The organism is Pseudomonas sp. LPB4.O (genome assembly GCF_038383825.1).
Taxonomy (GTDB): domain Bacteria; phylum Pseudomonadota; class Gammaproteobacteria; order Pseudomonadales; family Pseudomonadaceae; genus Aquipseudomonas; species Aquipseudomonas putida.
Genome location: NZ_CP151298.1, coordinates 5,448,787 through 5,464,947, shown reverse-complemented (window position 1 = coordinate 5,464,947; position 16,161 = coordinate 5,448,787). Strand labels below are relative to the sequence as shown.

Below are 16,161 nucleotides of genomic sequence, written 5' to 3'. Positions count from 1 at the left end.
CGGGAGCTATGCAGAGAGATATTCTAGGCCCGCTTAGCGGCGGCGACCACTGATGCGCACCCAGCCGTCGCGGACGACGATCGGGTCCAGCTCGAAGTCGGCGGCGTAGGCCGCGGCCACCTCCTCGCCCTGTTCGGCCAGAATGCCGGACAGTGCCAGCAGGCCACCAGGGCGCACCAGGCCGGACAACTGCGGCGCCAGCGACACCAGCGGGCCAGCGAGGATGTTGGCGACCAGCACGTCTGCCTGCATGGCCGGCATGTGCTCGGGCAGGTACAGGGCCAGCTTGTCATCGGCGATGCCGTTGCGCTGGGCATTGTCGCGCGAAGCCTCGATGGCCTGCACGTCGATGTCGGTACCGACTGCTTCACGGGCGCCCAGCAGCAGCGAGGCGATGGCCAGGATGCCCGAGCCGCAGCCGAAGTCCAGCACCTGGGTGCCTTCGAGTTGCTGGCCGTCGAGCCATTCCAGGCACAGGGCCGTGGTGGGGTGGGTGCCGGTGCCGAAGGCCAGGCCCGGGTCCAGCAGCAGGTTGACGGCGTCCTTTTCCGGGGCCTCGTGCCAGCTTGGCACGATCCACAGGCGGCGGCCGAAACGCATGGGCTGGAAGTTGTCCATCCAGCTGCGCTCCCAGTCCTGGTCCTCGATCACTTCAGCCTGGTGCTGTGGCAGCTCGGCGCCGGTCAGCAGGCGCAGGTGAGCAAACACCTGCTCGGGCTCGGCATCGGCCTCGAACAGGGCCAGCAGGTGGGTGTGCGACCACAGCGGGGTGGTGTTGAGGTCTGGTTCGAAGATCGGTTGATCTTCGGCGTCCATGAACGTGACCGAGACGGCGCCTACTTCGAGCAGGGCATCTTCGTAGGTTTCGGCTTGTTCCGGGCTGATGGCCAGGCGTACTTGCAGCCAGGGCATGGCGGGCACCTTTGGTAAATCGACAGGGGCAGCCCTAGGCTGCGCGGAGGCTGGCAGTCTACGCGAGTGCGGAAGATTTGTGGATCGGGGGCTGCTGTGCAGCCCATTCGCAGCACAAGGCTGCTCCTACAGGAGATCGCATACCCCTGTAGGAGCAGCCTTGTGCTGCGAATGGGGCGCGTAGCGCCCCCGGGGATAAATCAGACGAAACAGAGCGAGAGCGACTCAGCTATATAGGCAGGCTTCTCTTCACCCTCGATTTCCAGCGTGGCAATCGCCTTGAGCAACCACTGCCCCGGCTTTTTCTCCACCACTTCGGCCAGGTCCACTTTCAGCCGAACCTGGCTGTTGACCTTGACCGGCTGAATGAACCGTACGCTGTCCAGCCCATAGTTCACCACCATCTTCAGCCCTTCTGGGAGGACCAGGATGTCCTCGATCAGCTTGGGGATCAGTGACAATGTCAGGAAGCCGTGGGCAATGGTGCCGCCAAACGGGGTTTTGGCCGCCTTTTCAGGGTCGACATGGATGAACTGGAAATCGCCCGTCGCCTCGGCGAACAGGTTGATGCGCTGCTGGTCGATTTTCAGCCAGTCGGAGCGGCCCAGTTCCTTACCAACATATTGCGAAAGCTCTGTAACCGGTACATAGGGCATCGCGGACTCTCCAGGTTGTCAGTTGGTACGAAAGTGCAAGATCAGCACGGCGAACCGTTTCAGTCAAGTTGTGTGCTTTTCGGCGAATATCGGTCTATAGCTGCGCGTGCTTATAATGGCGGCCATGCCCGAGGGAGATGCTTATGCTGTTGCGTGGTTTGACCTGGCTGGTGCTGTTCCAGCTGCTGGGGACGGCGATCAATCACCTGTTGGTGCCATTTCTGCCGGGGCCGATCATCGGCCTGGTGCTGCTGTTGTTCTTCCTCATGGCCCGTGGGGAGGTGGGCAAGCCGCTGAACGAGGCGGCCAGCAGCCTGCTGCGATACCTGCCGCTGTTGCTGGTACCGCCAGCAGTGGGGGTGATGGTATATGCCAAGGACATCGCCGCTGACTTCTGGGCGATTGCCGGCGCCTTGCTGATTTCCTGCCTGTTAACGCTGGTGTTTGTTGGTGTGCTGATGCAAAAGCTCATGCATCGCCAGGGCAAGCGCGAGGAGCAGCCATGATGCTCGATTGGCAAGGCGCGCTGAATGCCGTGGTGCACCATCCTCTGTTCGGTATCGGTATTACGCTCGGTGCCTACCAGGTGGTGCTGGCGGCCTACGAGAAAACCCGCTGGATCTTCCTGCAGCCGGTATTGGTGTCGATGTTGCTGGTAATCGGCGTGTTGCTGCTGTGCGGCATCGAATACAGCGAGTACCGCAACAGCACCGAAATCATGAACATCCTGCTGGGCCCCGCCACCGTGGCGCTGGCCGTGCCGCTCTATCTCAACCTGCGGCGTATCCGGCAGCTGTTCTGGCCCACATTTACTACGCTGGTAATCGGGGGGCTGTTCGCCACGCTCTGCTGCCTGTTGCTAGGCTGGTGGTTCGGTGCCGAGCACATGATCCTGATGACCATGGCACCCAAGTCGGTGACCTCGCCAATCGCCATGCTGGTCGCAGAGCAGATTGGTGGTGTGGCGGCGCTGGCGGCAGTGTTCGTACTGATCACCGGGGTGATCGGCGCGATCTTCGGCCCGGCGCTGCTGAGCCGCTTCGGCGTGCACAGCCCTGAGGCGCGCGGCATGTCGTTGGGTGTGACCGCGCATGCGGTGGGTACTTCGGTCGCCCTGCAGGAAGGTGACGAATGCGGCGCTTTTGCCGCGCTGGCGATGAGCTTGATGGGGGTAGCCACGGCAGTGTTCCTGCCGTTGGCGGTCAGCCTGGTGGCTTGAGGAGTTGTGATGACACTACCGCTGTTTCCGCTCAATACCGTGCTGTTCCCGGGTTGCTTTCTCGATTTGCAGATTTTCGAGGCACGCTACCTGGACATGATCGGGCGCTGCATGAAGCAGGGCGAAGGCTTTGGGGTGGTCTGCATCCTGGAGGGCGAGCAGGTTGGCAAGGCGCCACCGATGGTCGCGTCGATCGGCTGTGAAGCAGTGATCCGCGACTTCGTGCAGCAGGACAACGGTTTGCTGGGGATTCGCGTCGAGGGCGTACGGCGCTTCAACCTGGAAAGCACCGAAGTGCAGAAGGACCAGTTGCTGGTGGGGCAGGTGCAATGGCTACCGGAGCAGGCGGACAGCCCGTTGCTCGAGGCCGATGACGACCTGTTGGCGCTGCTGGTGGCGCTGGGCGAGCACCCGATGGTCGAGGCGCTGGACATGCCGCGCCCGGTGGACGGGCGCCAGGCGCTGGCCAATCAGCTGGCGTACCTGCTGCCGTTCATGGAAGAAGACAAGCTGGACCTGCTGACCCTTGACTCGCCGCAGCAGCGATTGGGGGAGATTCAGAAATTGCTGGAGCGGATTCAGGGTGAGCTTTTCGCCTGACCTCTTTGTGCTGCTTGGGCTGGCCTCTTCGCGGGCTTGCTCGCGAAGAGGCCAGTGAGGGCGACGTCAGTACTGGTATCTGAGCAAAGCCTGCGGCAGCGCATGCATGGCAAAGAACGCCAGCAGCGCTATACATGCTGGCAACACCAGCCACCACACCCGCAGCGGCAGGGCCGGCAGTGTTTGCTGGCGCTGCACCACTGCCAGGCTAAGCGCACACACGCAGCACGCCAGCAGCGCCCCAGCCAGGATATCGGTCGGCCAGTGCGCCCCCAGGTACACCCGTGACAGGGCAATCGCCAGCGCCGGAATACAACCCAGCATCACCCAAGTCAGGCGCATCCGTGGCGGCTGGCCGCGCCCTGCCAGTACCGCCATCACCAGAAAGAACGCAAACGACGCCGAGCTGTGCCCGCTGGGCATGCTGTAGCTGGTCAGTGGGTCGGTCAGCACTTCCGGCCTTGCGCGGGCGAACAGCCATTTCAGCGTACCGTTGGCGATTGCCGTGCCCATCAGCGCGCCGGCGGCAAAAAAGGCGTGCCGCCATTGCCGGGCAAGCAGCAGCAGGCCGGTCAGCAGGCCGCCAAGAAACAGTTGCGTGCGGAAATCGCCCAGCCGGGTCACCAGTACCACGGCGCCATCGATGGCCTGGCTGCGATGTTCCTGTACCAGTGTCATCACGCCTTGGTCGAACTCGTGCAGGTAAGGCCAGCCAAAAAATACTCCGGCCAAGGCAGCGAAGCTCATGCCGGCGATCAGTCGTGTTCCATGGCGCTGGTCGCGAATGCTGGTGGTCAGGCTAAAGCCGATGATGACTGCCAGGGTGCCGGCGATGATGCCAGCATCCAGCCAGAAGCCTTCCGGCAGCGGCAGGCGCATGGCCGCGCCGGTGGCCCAGCCTGGCAGCAGGTAGGCCACCGACCAGCCGGCGCCGGCCACCAGGCTGACGGCGATGAAGCGCGGCAGGGGCATGTCGAACATGCCGGCGACCATTGGCAGCATGGGCCGCAGCGGCCCGATGAAGCGCCCCACCAGCAGGCTGGCGATGCCGTAGCGCTGGAAGTAGGTTTCGGCGCTGCCGATCCACTCAGGGTGATGGCGCAGCAATGGCAGGCGGCGAATGTTCTGGTGGAAGTGCTTGCCCAACGTGTACGACACCGCGTCGCCCAGCAAACCGCCGAGAAAACCCAGTAGTAATGTTTCGCCCAGGCTGAAGGCGCCACTGCCGGCCAGTACCGCGACGGCGAACAGCAGCACGGTGCCAGGCACGATGATGCCGGCAATGGCCAGGCACTCGATGCAGGCCACCAGGAAAATCGCCAGGCCAAGCCACTGCGGGTTGGCGCTGAGCCAGCCGGTCAGGCTGTCGAGCCATTGGCCCATGTTCAGCTTCCTTGTTCGAGAATGAAGAAGTCACGGCCTTCGACTTGGCCGCGACGTAACGGGTTCCGCGTGCAGAAGCGGGCGTACTCGGCGTCGACGAAGCGGTAGGGCAGGTGCTCGTCGCGCCCGTGCGGGATGCCCAGCCGTGCGGTCTGGATCACCCTTGGTACGGCATTGCCGCAATCGTCCACGTACAGCCGCTCGGCGTCAAAGCGCTGGGCGTCCCAGTGGGGCACTTTCAGGCCCAGCGCCCGGCACAGCAGGGTCTGGCCGGCGCACAGGCGCGCATCCGGGCGCAGCTTGCCGCTGGCGTCGGGGTTGTTCAGTTGCATCTGCGCCAGGCTGTTGGGGCCCGAGCGGGCGTCCTGCCAAGGATAGGCAGACTTGATCAGCACCGCGTTACCCGGGCCTTCGGCGCTGAAGTTCAGCGAGTCGCCGCCGCGGGCGTAGTACATGTAGATGTGCCCGCCATCGAGGAACAATGCCTTGCGCTTTTCGGTGTAGCCGAGCGAGGCGTGGCTGCCCTTGTCAGTGAGGTAGTAGGCCTCGGTCTCAATGATGCGCGCAGCCAGCCACAGGTCGCCGTGGCGATGGCGGATTACCTTGCCCAGCAGCGCCTTGGCCACGGTCTGGGCATCACGGTTGAAAAAGCTGTCGGGCAGGGCTGGCATGCGGGCGGTTCGTGGCTGGGGAGGCGGGGATGATAGCAATGAATGGCTTAATCGAGGCTGAATCGGATATCGAAGTTGGCAGTGCCGGCCTCTTCGCGGGTGAACCCGCTCCCACAGGTGTTTCATAGGGCTCAGGCCGTGTGGAATCAGCGTGGGAGCGGGTTCGCCCGCGAAAGGGTCGGAGCAGGGAGAGGAATTTTCGATAAGTGCAGTTACATCTTTCCTGCGCATTGCCCCAGCCATTTTCTACCATCCGCCACCCGCCGCTGGGCGTACACCTGCGCGGCAGTTATAATCAGCCGATTTCCCCTTCGCCAAGACACCGAACCCATGACTGAGTCCGTTCTTGACTACATGACCCGTTTGGGTCGCGCTGCCCGTGAGGCTTCCCGGGTGATCGGCCGTGCCAGCACCGCGCAGAAGAACCGCGCCCTGCAAGCCGCTGCCGATGCGCTGGATGCTGCCCGTGCCGAACTGACTGCCGCCAACGAGCTGGACCTGGCCGCCGGCCGCGCCAATGGCCTTGAGCCGGCGCTGCTCGACCGCCTGGCGCTGACCCCCGCGCGCATCGACGGCATGATCACCGGGCTGCGTCAGGTCGCCAGCCTGCCGGACCCGGTCGGTGCCATCCGCGACATGAGCTACCGCCCATCCGGTATTCAGGTCGGCAAGATGCGCGCACCGCTGGGGGTGATCGGGATCATCTACGAGTCGCGCCCGAACGTGACCATCGATGCCGCCAGCCTGTGCCTGAAGTCGGGTAACGCAACCATCCTGCGTGGCGGCTCCGAAGCCATCCATTCCAACCGCGCCATCGCCACCTGCATCCAGCGTGGCCTGGCTGCTGCGGGCCTGCCGGCCGCCGTGGTGCAGGTGGTCGAGACCACCGACCGCGAAGCCGTGGGTGCGCTGATCAGCATGCCGCAGTTTGTCGACGTCATCGTGCCGCGTGGCGGCCGTGGGCTGATCGAGCGCATCAGCCGCGATGCCCGCGTTCCGGTCATCAAGCACCTGGACGGCATCTGCCACATCTATGTCAGCCAGCATGCCGACCTGGACAAGGCCTGGAACGTGGCCTTCAACGCCAAGACCTACCGTTATGGCATCTGCGGCGCCATGGAAACGCTGCTGGTCGACCAGCAAGTGGCCGAGCGCTTCCTGCCGGAGATGGCCCGCCGCTTCCAGGAGAAGGGCGTGGAGCTGCGTGGCTGCGAGCGTACCCGCGCGCTGATCGAGGCCAAGCCGGCCACTGAAGACGACTGGCACACCGAGTACCTGGACGCGATCCTGTCGATCCGTGTCGTCGATGGCCTGGACCACGCCATCGAGCACATCAACCACTATGGCTCGCACCACACCGACTCGATCATCAGCGAACACCAGGGTGAAGCCCGCCAGTTCATGGCTGAGGTCGACTCGGCGTCGGTCATGCTCAACACCCCGACCTGCTTCGCCGACGGTTTCGAGTACGGGCTGGGTGCGGAAATCGGTATTTCCACCGACAAGCTGCATGCCCGTGGCCCGGTCGGCCTGGAAGGCCTGACCTGCGAGAAGTACGTAGTGATCGGCGACGGCCAGCTGCGCGGTCAGGAGTCCTGCTGAGTTGAGCAAGGCCCAGGCAGTCCGGCGCATCGGCATTCTAGGCGGCACCTTCGACCCCGTGCACATCGGCCACCTGCGCAGCGCGCTGGAAGTGGCCGAGTTCATGGGGCTGGACGAGCTGCGCCTGTTGCCCAACGCCCGGCCGCCGCACCGCGACACCCCGCAGGTGGACGCGCAGGATCGCCTGGCCATGGTCCGCGAAGCGGTGCAAGGCGTTGCTTGCCTGAGCGTCGATGCCCGCGAGCTGGAAAGGAACAAGCCGTCGTACACCATCGATACGCTGGAATCGATCCGCGCCGAACTGGCCGGCAACGACCAGTTGTTCCTGGTGCTGGGCTGGGATGCCTTCTGTGGCCTGCCTGGTTGGCACCGCTGGGAAGAATTGCTGCAACATTGTCACATCCTGGTGCTGCAACGCCCGGATGCCGACGTAGAACCCCCTGACGAGCTGCGCAACCTGCTGGCTGCGCGCTCGGAGAGCGATCCCGCCGCCATGTCCGGCCCGGCGGGAAATATTTCGTTCGTCTGGCAGACGCCGCTTGCGGTGTCGGCTACACAGATCCGACAGCTGCTGGCCAGCGGCAAATCGGTGAGGTTCCTGGTGCCGGACGCCGTACTGGCCTACATCGAGGCGCACGAACTGTATCGTGCGCCTAACTGACGGTGCCTCTGGCGCCTCATCCAACGAGTTGAACGAGTTTTATATGAGCAAGCAGAAAACCAATGGCATCAGTGGCGAAGAACTGGTCAAACTGACCATTAGCGCTCTGGAAGACGTCAAAGCCCAGGACATCCAGGTTATCGACGTCCGCGAAAAGCACAGCCTGACCGACTACATGATCATTGCCACCGGTACCTCCAACCGCCAGATCAACGCGATGCTGGAAAAGGTCCGTGAAGCGGTCAAGAAACAAGGCGCGCAGCCGCTGGGCGAAGAAGGCAAGGGCGACAGCGACTGGGTTCTGCTGGACCTGAATGACGTCATCGTGCACATGATGACTGCCGCTGCCCGCCAGTTCTACGACCTGGAGCGTCTGTGGGCGGGTGCCGAGCAGAGCCGTGCTGCTGATGCCAAGCATCACAGCCCGGAAAACGCCAGCGCCTACTTCGATGACAAGATCAAAGACCGGGAATAAGGAAGCGTCGTGCGTCTGCGCCTGATCGCGGTCGGCTCGCGCATGCCGAAGTGGGTCGAGGAAGGCTGGCATGAATATGCCAAGCGCCTGCCCGCCGAGCTGTCGCTGGAGCTGGTGGAAATCCCGCTGAATACCCGTGGCAAGAATGCCGATGTCGCCCGCCTGATCCGTCAGGAAGGCGAAGCCATGCTGAGCAAGGTTCAGCCTGGGGAACGCATTGTCACCCTCGAGGTCCATGGCAAGCCCTGGAGCACCGAGCAGCTGGCGACCGAGCTGGACCGCTGGCGCCTGGATGCGCGCACGGTGAATTTGATGGTCGGAGGCCCGGAAGGCCTGGCGCCTGAGGTTTGCGCGCGCGCCGAGCAACGCTGGTCGCTGTCGCCGCTGACCCTGCCGCACCCGTTGGTAAGGATACTCATCGGCGAGCAGATCTACCGCGCCTGGACCGTGTTGTCCGGGCACCCTTACCACAAATGAGCCTGTAAGCAGTCAGATGTCGCAGCCGATCCGCCTCAAGGACCACGAGAAAGACGCCCGCCTGGTGCGCAACCGCGTCGTGGTCGGCGCAGTGGCGATCGTGCTGCTTATTTGCGTGCTGATTGCGCGGCTGTACTACCTGCAGATCATCCAGTACGACTACCACTCGACGCTCTCGGAGAACAACCGGGTGCATGTGCAGCCGATCCCGCCGACCCGCGGGCTGATCTTCGACCGCAACGGGGTGATCGTTGCCGACAACCGGCCCAGCTTCAGCCTGTCGATGACCCGCGAACGTGCGGGTAACTGGCAGGAAGTACTGGACACCATCGTCGAAGTGCTGGATTTGACAACCGACGACCGGGCCCTGTTCGAGAAGCGCATGCGCCAGGGCCGTCGGCCGTTCGAGCCGGTGCCGATCCTGTTCGAACTCAACGAAGAGCAGATCGCCCGGGTGGCGGTGAACCAGTTCCGCCTGCCAGGCGTGGAAGTGGTGGCCCAGCTGGTGCGGCATTACCCGCAGGGTGCGCATTTCGCCCACTCGGTGGGTTATGTTGGGCGCATCAACGAGAAAGAGCTGAAAACCCTCGACCCGGTGAACTACAGCGGCACTCACCATATCGGCAAGACCGGCATCGAGCGCTTCTACGAAGACGACCTGCACGGCCAGGTCGGCTACGAAGAAGTCGAAACCAACGCTCGGGGGCGCGTGCTGCGGGTGCTCAAGCGCACCGACCCGAAACCGGGCAAGGACATTGTGCTGAGCCTGGACATCAAGCTGCAGGAGGCCGCTGAGGCCGCCCTGGGTGGCCGGCGTGGCGCAGTGGTAGCACTCGACCCACGTACTGGCGAGGTGCTGGCGATGGTCAGCCAGCCAAGCTTCGACCCCAACCTGTTCGTCACCGGCATCAGCTTCAAGGCCTATGCCGAACTGCGCGATTCGATCGACCGGCCGCTGTTCAACCGCGTGCTGCGTGGCCTGTACCCGCCTGGTTCGACCATCAAGCCGGCGGTGGCCATCGCCGGCCTGGACAGTGGCGTGGTCAATGCCAGCAGCCGGGTGTTCGACCCGGGCTATTACCAACTGCCCAACTATGACCACAAATACCGTAACTGGAACCGCTCCGGCGATGGCTGGGTCGACCTGGACACCGCGATCATGCGTTCCAACGACACCTACTTCTACGACCTTGCGCACAAGATGGGCATCGATCGGCTGTCCAGCTACATGAACAGGTTCGGCATCGGCCAGCGGGTTTCCCTCGACATGTTTGAGGAGTCTGCCGGGTTGATGCCGTCGCGCGAATGGAAGCGTGCCACCCGCCGCCAGGCCTGGTTCCCTGGTGAAACCCTGATTCTCGGTATTGGCCAGGGCTACATGCAGGCCACGCCGCTGCAGCTGGCCCAGGCCACTGCGCTGATCGCCAACAAGGGCGTGTGGAACCGCCCGCACCTGGCCAAGACCATCGAAGGCCAGCAGCCTGTGGACGAAAACCCCATGGAAAACATCGTGCTGCGTGACAAGTCCGACTGGGCCAAGGTCACCCATGGCATGGAGCAGGTAATGCACGGCGCCCGCGGTACTGCGCGCAAGGCTGCCGCCGGCGCCCAGTACCGCATTGCCGGCAAGAGCGGTACCGCCCAGGTGGTGGCGATCAAGCAAGGCGAGAAGTACGACCGCAACAAGCTTCAGGAGCGCCACCGCGACCACGCCTTGTTCGTCGCCTTTGCCCCGGCCGAAGCCCCGAAAATCGTGGTATCGGTGATGGTCGAGAACGGTGAGTCCGGCTCGGGCGTGGCTGCGCCCGTGGTACGCCAGATCATGGACGCCTGGCTGCTCGACGAAAATGGCCGGCTCAAGCCCGAGTTCGCGCCTGCCACCGTTACCCAGGAATCGGCCCTGTGATGAACAATTTCGATCGCATGCTCTCCAGTGAGGATGTGATGCGTCGGCGCGCCAGCTTTCTGCAGCGCATCCATGTCGACGGCCCCTTGCTGATCATTCTGCTCACCCTTGCGGCCGGCAGCCTGTTCGTCCTTTATTCGGCCAGTGGCAAGAACTGGGACCTGCTGCTCAAGCAGGCCACCTCGTTCGGCATCGGCCTGGTGTCGATGTTCGTCATCGCCCAGCTGGAGCCGCGCTTCATGGCACGCTGGGTGCCGCTGGCGTACCTGACCGGGGTGCTGTTGCTGGTGGTGGTGGACGTGATGGGCCACAACGCCATGGGCGCCACGCGCTGGATCAACATTCCCGGCGTGATCCGCTTCCAGCCCTCGGAATTCATGAAGATCATCATGCCGGCGACCATCGCCTGGTACCTGTCCAAGCGCACCTTGCCGCCCCACTTGAAGCACGTGGCGATCAGCTTGGTGCTGATAGGCGTGCCGTTCATCCTGATCGTGCGCCAGCCTGACCTGGGCACGGCGCTGCTGATTCTCGCCTCCGGCGCCTTCGTGCTGTTCATGGGTGGCCTGCGTTGGCGCTGGATTCTCAGTGTGCTGACGGCGGCGGTGCCGGTGGCGGTGGCGATGTGGTTTTTCGTCATGCACGACTATCAGAAGCAGCGGGTACTGACCTTCCTCGACCCGGAAAGCGACCCGCTGGGCACTGGCTGGAACATCATCCAGTCCAAGGCGGCGATCGGCTCGGGCGGGGTGTTCGGCAAGGGCTGGCTGCTCGGCACCCAGTCGCACCTGGATTTTCTGCCGGAAAGCCACACCGACTTCATCATCGCCGTACTGGGCGAGGAGTTCGGCCTGGTCGGTATCTGCCTGCTGCTGATTGTCTACCTGCTGCTGATCGGCCGTGGCCTGATGATCACCGCCCAGGCGCAGACCCTGTTTGGCAAGCTGCTCGCGGGTAGCCTGACCATGACCTTCTTTGTATACGTGTTCGTCAATATCGGGATGGTCAGCGGCCTCCTGCCCGTGGTGGGCGTGCCGCTACCCTTCATCAGCTATGGCGGAACATCGTTGGTGACGCTGCTTTCAGCGTTTGGCGTTCTGATGTCGATCCACACGCACCGCAAATGGATCGCACAGGTTTGAATAAGGTGAAGAATTTCATGCAAGCAGTGCGTAACTGGGCTGCCCGTTGTGCGCCGTGGATCGGCGCGGTGGGCCTGTTCGGCGCTGTACATCTGGCCCATGCCGGCGATTACCAAGGCTCACCGCAGGTGGCCGAGTTTGTTGGCGAAATGAGCCGCGACTATGGTTTTGCCCCTGAGCAGCTGATGGGCGTGTTCCGTGAAGTGCAGCGCAAGCAGTCGATCCTCGACGCCATCTCGCGCCCGGCCGAAAAGGTCAAGCCGTGGAAGGACTACCGGCCGATGTTCCTCACCGACGCGCGTATTGCCCGTGGTGTGGACTTCTGGCGCCAGCACGAGGTCGTGCTGGCCCGTGCCGAGCAGGAATACGGCGTGCCGGCGCAGTACATTGTTTCGATCATCGGTGTGGAAACGTTCTTTGGCCGCAACACCGGCAACTACCGGGTGATCGACGCGCTGTCGACGCTGGGCTTCGATTACCCGCCGCGGGCCGAGTTCTTCCGCAAGGAACTGCGCGAATTCCTGCTGTTGGCCCGTGATGAACAGCTCGACCCGCTGACGCTCAAAGGCTCCTATGCCGGCGCCATGGGCCTGCCGCAGTTCATGCCGAGCAGTTTTCGCAACTACGCGGTGGACTTCGACGGTGATGGTCACATCAATATCTGGAATAACCCGGACGATGCCATCGGCAGCGTCGCCAGCTACTTCAAGCGCCATGGCTGGGTAGCGGGCGGGGGCGTGGTCAGCCGCGCCTGGGTGGACGGTGCACGTGCCGACCAAGGCCTGACCACCGGTATCGAGCCGGTGAAGACGGTAGGGGAGTTGCGCGCGCTTGGCTGGTCGGTTCATGATTCGCTGCGCGATGATCTGCCGGTTACCGCCTTCCGCCTTGAGGGCGACAATGGCCCCGAGTACTGGGTGGGCCTGAAGAACTTCTACGCGATCACTCGCTATAACCGCAGCGTGATGTATGCCATGGCGGTGCATCAGCTTGCGCAACAGCTGGTTCAAGCACGGGGCGTCAAGTAATGCGCGCAATCATTTCTGCCAATTCCTTCAAGCTGTTGACCTGCCTCGCCGTTGGCGTGCTGCTGGCCAGCTGTTCATCCAGCCGCCCGCCCCAGCAAAGCAGTGGCAACGTCGTGCGTGCCCAGCCGGGGCTGGACATCAACCGGGCCCACAAGGACGGCGCGCCGTGGTGGGACGTGGATGTGAACAAGATCCCCGATGCTACGCCGACCGTGCACACCGGCAACTACAAGGCCAACCCCTACACGGTGCTGGGCAAGACTTATTACCCGATGCAGGACTCGCGCAATTACCGCGCCGAGGGCACCGCGTCGTGGTACGGCACCAAGTTCCACGGGCAGAACACCGCCAACGGCGAGCTGTACGACCTCTATGGCATGAGCGCGGCGCACAAGACCCTGCCGCTGCCGGCCTACGTGCGGGTGACCAACCTTGCCAACGGCCGGAGCGTGATCCTGCGGGTGAATGACCGTGGCCCGTTCTATTCGGACCGCATCATCGACCTGTCCTACGCGGCAGCGAAAAAGCTCGGCTATGCCGAGACCGGTACCGCGCATGTGCGCGTGGAGGGCATCGACCCGCAGCAGTGGTGGGCCCAGCGTGGCCAGACGCCGCCGATGGTGCTGAAAGAGCCGCAGGTGGCCCAGACCCAGGCGATCCCGGCCACTACCGGGCGTGTCGAGCAATGGACCCCGCCGGCCCAACAGCATGCAGCGCCGGTAGTGCCGGTGCAGGTCGGGGGCAACAACGTACCTGGCGGCAATGGCGGCAGCTTCCTGCAGGTGGGCGCCTTCGCCAACCCGGACGCCGCCGAACTGCTGCGCTCCAAGCTCAGCACCATGGTCAGCGCACCGGTGTTCATCAGCTCGATCGTGCGCAACCAGCAGACCCTGCACCGCGTGCGCCTGGGGCCGATCGGCAGCCAGGGCGAGATCCAGCAAGCACAAGACAGCATCCGCCTGGCGAACTTGGGGCAGGCCAAGCTGGTCACAGCAGACTGACCGCGTCGTCTTCTTCGCGGGCACGCCCGCTCCCACAGGGGTATGCGACACCCTGTGGGAGCGGGCGTGCCCGCGAAGAAGGCAACACCAAACTGTCGGTTTTGTCATGAATTGCCGGGCGCGGCCATGTACAATGACGGCTTTTGCCCGCAGCGACATAAAGCCGCACATGCGGGCCAGGCCAACGGCCATAAAACTAGACTGACTGGCGCTGGGCACACGATCTTGCCCAGGGAACATCTCAGACCATTAGCGATTTTCGAGAGACGGATGAACATCACCAACCTTGCCAAACGACTTTGCCTGCCTGTACTGCTGATGATCACGCCTGCCGCCTTCGCGGCAGAGCAGATGACGCCGGCACCACCGCAACTGGCAGCCAAGTCCTACGTACTCATGGACGCGTCCAGCGGCAACGTGCTGGTCGAGAACAACGGTGACGAGCGTCTGCCGCCAGCCAGCCTGACCAAGCTGATGACCGCCTACATCGCCACCCTGGACATCCGCCGCGGCCAGATCGGTGAGAACGACCCGGTTACCGTCAGCGAAAACGCCTGGCGTACCGGCGGTTCGCGCATGTTCATCAAGGTCGGCAGCCAGGTGACTGTCAGCGACCTGCTGCACGGCATCATCATCCAGTCCGGCAACGACGCCTCGGTCGCCCTGGCCGAGCACATCGCCGGCAGCGAAGATGCCTTTGCCGACATGATGAACAAGACGGCTGCCGACCTGGGTATGAGCAACAGCCACTTCATGAACCCGACTGGCCTGCCGAACCCGGAGCACTACTCGTCGGCGCATGACATGGCAACCCTGGCCCGTGCGATCATCACCGTCGACCCGGCCCACTACGCCATCTACTCGCAGAAAGAGTTCTTCTGGAACAACATCAAGCAGCCTAACCGCAACCTGCTGCTGTGGCGTGACAAGACCGTCGATGGCCTGAAGACCGGCCACACCGACGAAGCCGGCTACTGCATGGTGGCTTCGGCCGTTCGTGATGGCCAGCGCCTGATCGCCGTGGTGTTCGGCACCAACAGCGAGCAGTCCCGTGCTGCCGAGACCCAGAAGCTGCTGACCTACGGTTTCCGCTTCTTCGAAACTCAGACCTTCTACCAGAAGGGCACCGAGCTGACCCAGGCCCCGGTCTGGAAGGGCGCGACCAGCCAGATCAAGGCTGGCCTGGCCGACGACCTGACCATGACTATGCCTAAAGGCCAATTGAAGCGCCTGCAGGCTTCGATGACCATGAACCCGCAGCTCACCGCGCCAATCGCCAAAGGTGACGTGATCGGCAAAGTGGAAGTCAAACTGGACGAGAAAGTGGTTCACAGCGCCGACCTGATCGCCCTCGATGGCGTCGAGGAAGGTGGTTTCTTCCGCCGTATGTGGGATAGCATCCGTCTATTCTTCTTCGGGTTGTTCAACTGATACGTGACCTGCATGCCCCCGCGTATCTAGCGGGGGTGTTGTTGTTGCCACGGCTTACGAGGCCGTTTCCGCCATGAGCGAACCAGACGTCAAGTCGCACAAGATCGAATTCCCTTGCGCTGATTACCCGATCAAGGTGATCGGCGATACCGTTGTCCATTTCAAGGACACGGTCGTCGAGATCTTGAAGAAATATGCTGAGGTCGACATGAAGACCTTGGCTGAGCGCCAGAGCAAGGAAGGCAAGTACACCACCGTGCAATTGCACATCGTTGCCACCAGCGAAGACCAGTTGCACGACATCAATAGCGCCCTGCGCGCTACCGGCATCGTGAAAATGGTGCTCTGATGTCCGCCTGTCTCGGTTTTCGCGAGCTTGGCCTGCAGCCCTACGAACCGGTGCTGGAGGCCATGCGTCGCTTTACCGAGCAGCGCAGCCCGGACAGCCAGGATGAAATCTGGCTGGTCGAGCACCCCGCAGTCTTCACCCAGGGCCAGGCCGGCAAGGCCGAGCACCTGCTGGTGCCGGGCGACATCCCGGTGGTGCAGACCGACCGCGGTGGCCAGGTGACCTACCATGGCCCCGGTCAGCAGGTGGCCTACCTGCTGCTGGACGTGCGCCGGCTGGGCTTTGGCGTACGCGAGTTGGTCAGCCGTATCGAACAGGCCCTGATCGGCCTGCTCGCCAGTTACGACGTGCAGGCATCGGCCAAGCCCGATGCCCCGGGCGTCTATGTCGACGGAGCGAAGATCGCCTCCCTCGGCCTGCGAATTCGCAACGGCCGTTCGTTCCACGGCCTTGCCCTGAACGTGGACATGGACCTTGCGCCATTCCGCCGAATCAACCCCTGCGGCTATGCGGGGCTGGCCATGACCCAGCTGCGCGATCTGGCAGGTCCGATCGAACTCGACGAGGTCAGGACAAGGCTGCGCGGACAGCTGGTCAAGCACCTCGACTACGCTGAGCAGACGACCCTCACGGGCGGAATCGACTGAA

18 protein-coding genes are annotated in these 16,161 nt (G+C 63.3%); 14 read left to right on the top strand and 4 right to left on the bottom strand.

Going from position 1 to position 16,161, the window contains the following annotated elements:
- Positions 1-33: 33 nt before the first annotated feature.
- A complete protein-coding gene (prmA, locus tag MRBLPB4O_RS24750) occupies positions 34-912 on the bottom strand; it encodes a 50S ribosomal protein L11 methyltransferase (RefSeq protein WP_341796873.1) in 879 nt (292 codons plus the stop codon).
- Between the two features lie 200 nt (positions 913-1,112).
- Positions 1,113-1,568, bottom strand: a complete 456-nt coding sequence (locus MRBLPB4O_RS24745; RefSeq protein WP_174370692.1) for a MaoC family dehydratase — start codon at positions 1,566-1,568, stop codon at positions 1,113-1,115.
- Between the two features lie 143 nt (positions 1,569-1,711).
- Here MRBLPB4O_RS24745 and MRBLPB4O_RS24740 point away from each other — a divergent pair, with 143 nt between their 5' ends.
- From MRBLPB4O_RS24740 to MRBLPB4O_RS24730, 3 genes are read left to right on the top strand one after another with little or no spacing between them, the layout of a single operon-like run.
- The gene (locus tag MRBLPB4O_RS24740) at positions 1,712-2,074 is read left to right on the top strand and encodes a CidA/LrgA family protein (RefSeq protein WP_341796872.1); all 363 of its coding nucleotides are present in this window, start codon (positions 1,712-1,714) and stop codon (positions 2,072-2,074) included.
- Positions 2,071-2,787, top strand: a complete 717-nt coding sequence (locus MRBLPB4O_RS24735; RefSeq protein ID WP_341796871.1) for an LrgB family protein — start codon at positions 2,071-2,073, stop codon at positions 2,785-2,787. Before MRBLPB4O_RS24740 ends, MRBLPB4O_RS24735 begins: the two co-directional genes overlap by 4 nt.
- 9 nt (positions 2,788-2,796) lie before the next feature.
- Positions 2,797-3,387, top strand: a complete 591-nt coding sequence (locus MRBLPB4O_RS24730; RefSeq protein WP_016501812.1) for an LON peptidase substrate-binding domain-containing protein — start codon at positions 2,797-2,799, stop codon at positions 3,385-3,387.
- Between the two features lie 66 nt (positions 3,388-3,453).
- On the opposite strand, the gene MRBLPB4O_RS24725 is transcribed toward MRBLPB4O_RS24730, so the two are convergent.
- Both MRBLPB4O_RS24725 and MRBLPB4O_RS24720 read right to left on the bottom strand, forming a co-directional pair.
- Positions 3,454-4,770, bottom strand: coding sequence for a bifunctional DedA family/phosphatase PAP2 family protein (locus tag MRBLPB4O_RS24725; protein WP_341796870.1), 1,317 nt, complete (start codon positions 4,768-4,770; stop codon positions 3,454-3,456).
- 2 nt (positions 4,771-4,772) lie between these two features.
- Complete coding sequence (locus tag MRBLPB4O_RS24720; RefSeq protein ID WP_341796869.1) at positions 4,773-5,441, bottom strand: DNA-3-methyladenine glycosylase; 669 nt, start codon at positions 5,439-5,441, stop codon at positions 4,773-4,775.
- 330 nt (positions 5,442-5,771) lie between these two features.
- Here MRBLPB4O_RS24720 and MRBLPB4O_RS24715 point away from each other — a divergent pair, with 330 nt between their 5' ends.
- The 11 genes from MRBLPB4O_RS24715 (at position 5,772) to lipB (ending at position 16,160) form a co-directional block, all read left to right on the top strand.
- A complete protein-coding gene (locus tag MRBLPB4O_RS24715; protein WP_341796868.1) occupies positions 5,772-7,043 on the top strand; it encodes a glutamate-5-semialdehyde dehydrogenase in 1,272 nt (423 codons plus the stop codon).
- Position 7,044: 1 nt separating this feature from the next.
- Positions 7,045-7,704: a nicotinate-nucleotide adenylyltransferase gene (gene nadD, locus MRBLPB4O_RS24710; protein ID WP_341796867.1), complete on the top strand. Its 660-nt coding sequence runs from the start codon at positions 7,045-7,047 to the stop codon at positions 7,702-7,704.
- A 43-nt stretch (positions 7,705-7,747) separates the two neighbouring features.
- Positions 7,748-8,179 carry a ribosome silencing factor gene (rsfS, locus tag MRBLPB4O_RS24705; RefSeq protein WP_016489366.1) on the top strand — a complete coding sequence of 144 codons (432 nt, stop codon included), beginning with the start codon at positions 7,748-7,750 and terminating at the stop codon, positions 8,177-8,179.
- Positions 8,180-8,188: 9 nt separating this feature from the next.
- Entirely contained in the window at positions 8,189-8,656 is a 468-nt protein-coding gene (rlmH, locus tag MRBLPB4O_RS24700) for a 23S rRNA (pseudouridine(1915)-N(3))-methyltransferase RlmH (protein WP_003249722.1), read from the top strand.
- A gap of 16 nt (positions 8,657-8,672) precedes the next feature.
- Positions 8,673-10,562 carry a penicillin-binding protein 2 gene (gene mrdA, locus MRBLPB4O_RS24695; protein ID WP_016501807.1) on the top strand — a complete coding sequence of 630 codons (1,890 nt, stop codon included), beginning with the start codon at positions 8,673-8,675 and terminating at the stop codon, positions 10,560-10,562.
- 38 nt (positions 10,563-10,600) lie between these two features.
- The gene (gene rodA / locus MRBLPB4O_RS24690; RefSeq protein ID WP_049275595.1) at positions 10,601-11,704 is read left to right on the top strand and encodes a rod shape-determining protein RodA; all 1,104 of its coding nucleotides are present in this window, start codon (positions 10,601-10,603) and stop codon (positions 11,702-11,704) included.
- Positions 11,705-11,721: 17 nt separating this feature from the next.
- A complete protein-coding gene (gene mltB / locus MRBLPB4O_RS24685) occupies positions 11,722-12,732 on the top strand; it encodes a lytic murein transglycosylase B (protein WP_341796866.1) in 1,011 nt (336 codons plus the stop codon).
- A complete protein-coding gene (locus tag MRBLPB4O_RS24680; RefSeq protein WP_341796865.1) occupies positions 12,732-13,733 on the top strand; it encodes a septal ring lytic transglycosylase RlpA family protein in 1,002 nt (333 codons plus the stop codon). Before mltB ends, MRBLPB4O_RS24680 begins: the two co-directional genes overlap by 1 nt.
- Positions 13,734-14,003: 270 nt before the next feature.
- Positions 14,004-15,164 carry a D-alanyl-D-alanine carboxypeptidase family protein gene (locus tag MRBLPB4O_RS24675; RefSeq protein WP_016489361.1) on the top strand — a complete coding sequence of 387 codons (1,161 nt, stop codon included), beginning with the start codon at positions 14,004-14,006 and terminating at the stop codon, positions 15,162-15,164.
- Between the two features lie 73 nt (positions 15,165-15,237).
- A complete protein-coding gene (locus MRBLPB4O_RS24670; protein ID WP_016501804.1) occupies positions 15,238-15,513 on the top strand; it encodes a DUF493 domain-containing protein in 276 nt (91 codons plus the stop codon).
- On the top strand, positions 15,513-16,160 hold the full coding sequence (gene lipB, locus MRBLPB4O_RS24665) for a lipoyl(octanoyl) transferase LipB (RefSeq protein WP_012274372.1): 648 nt from the start codon (positions 15,513-15,515) through the stop codon (positions 16,158-16,160). Before MRBLPB4O_RS24670 ends, lipB begins: the two co-directional genes overlap by 1 nt.
- The last annotated feature ends 1 nt before the right edge of the window (position 16,161 follow it).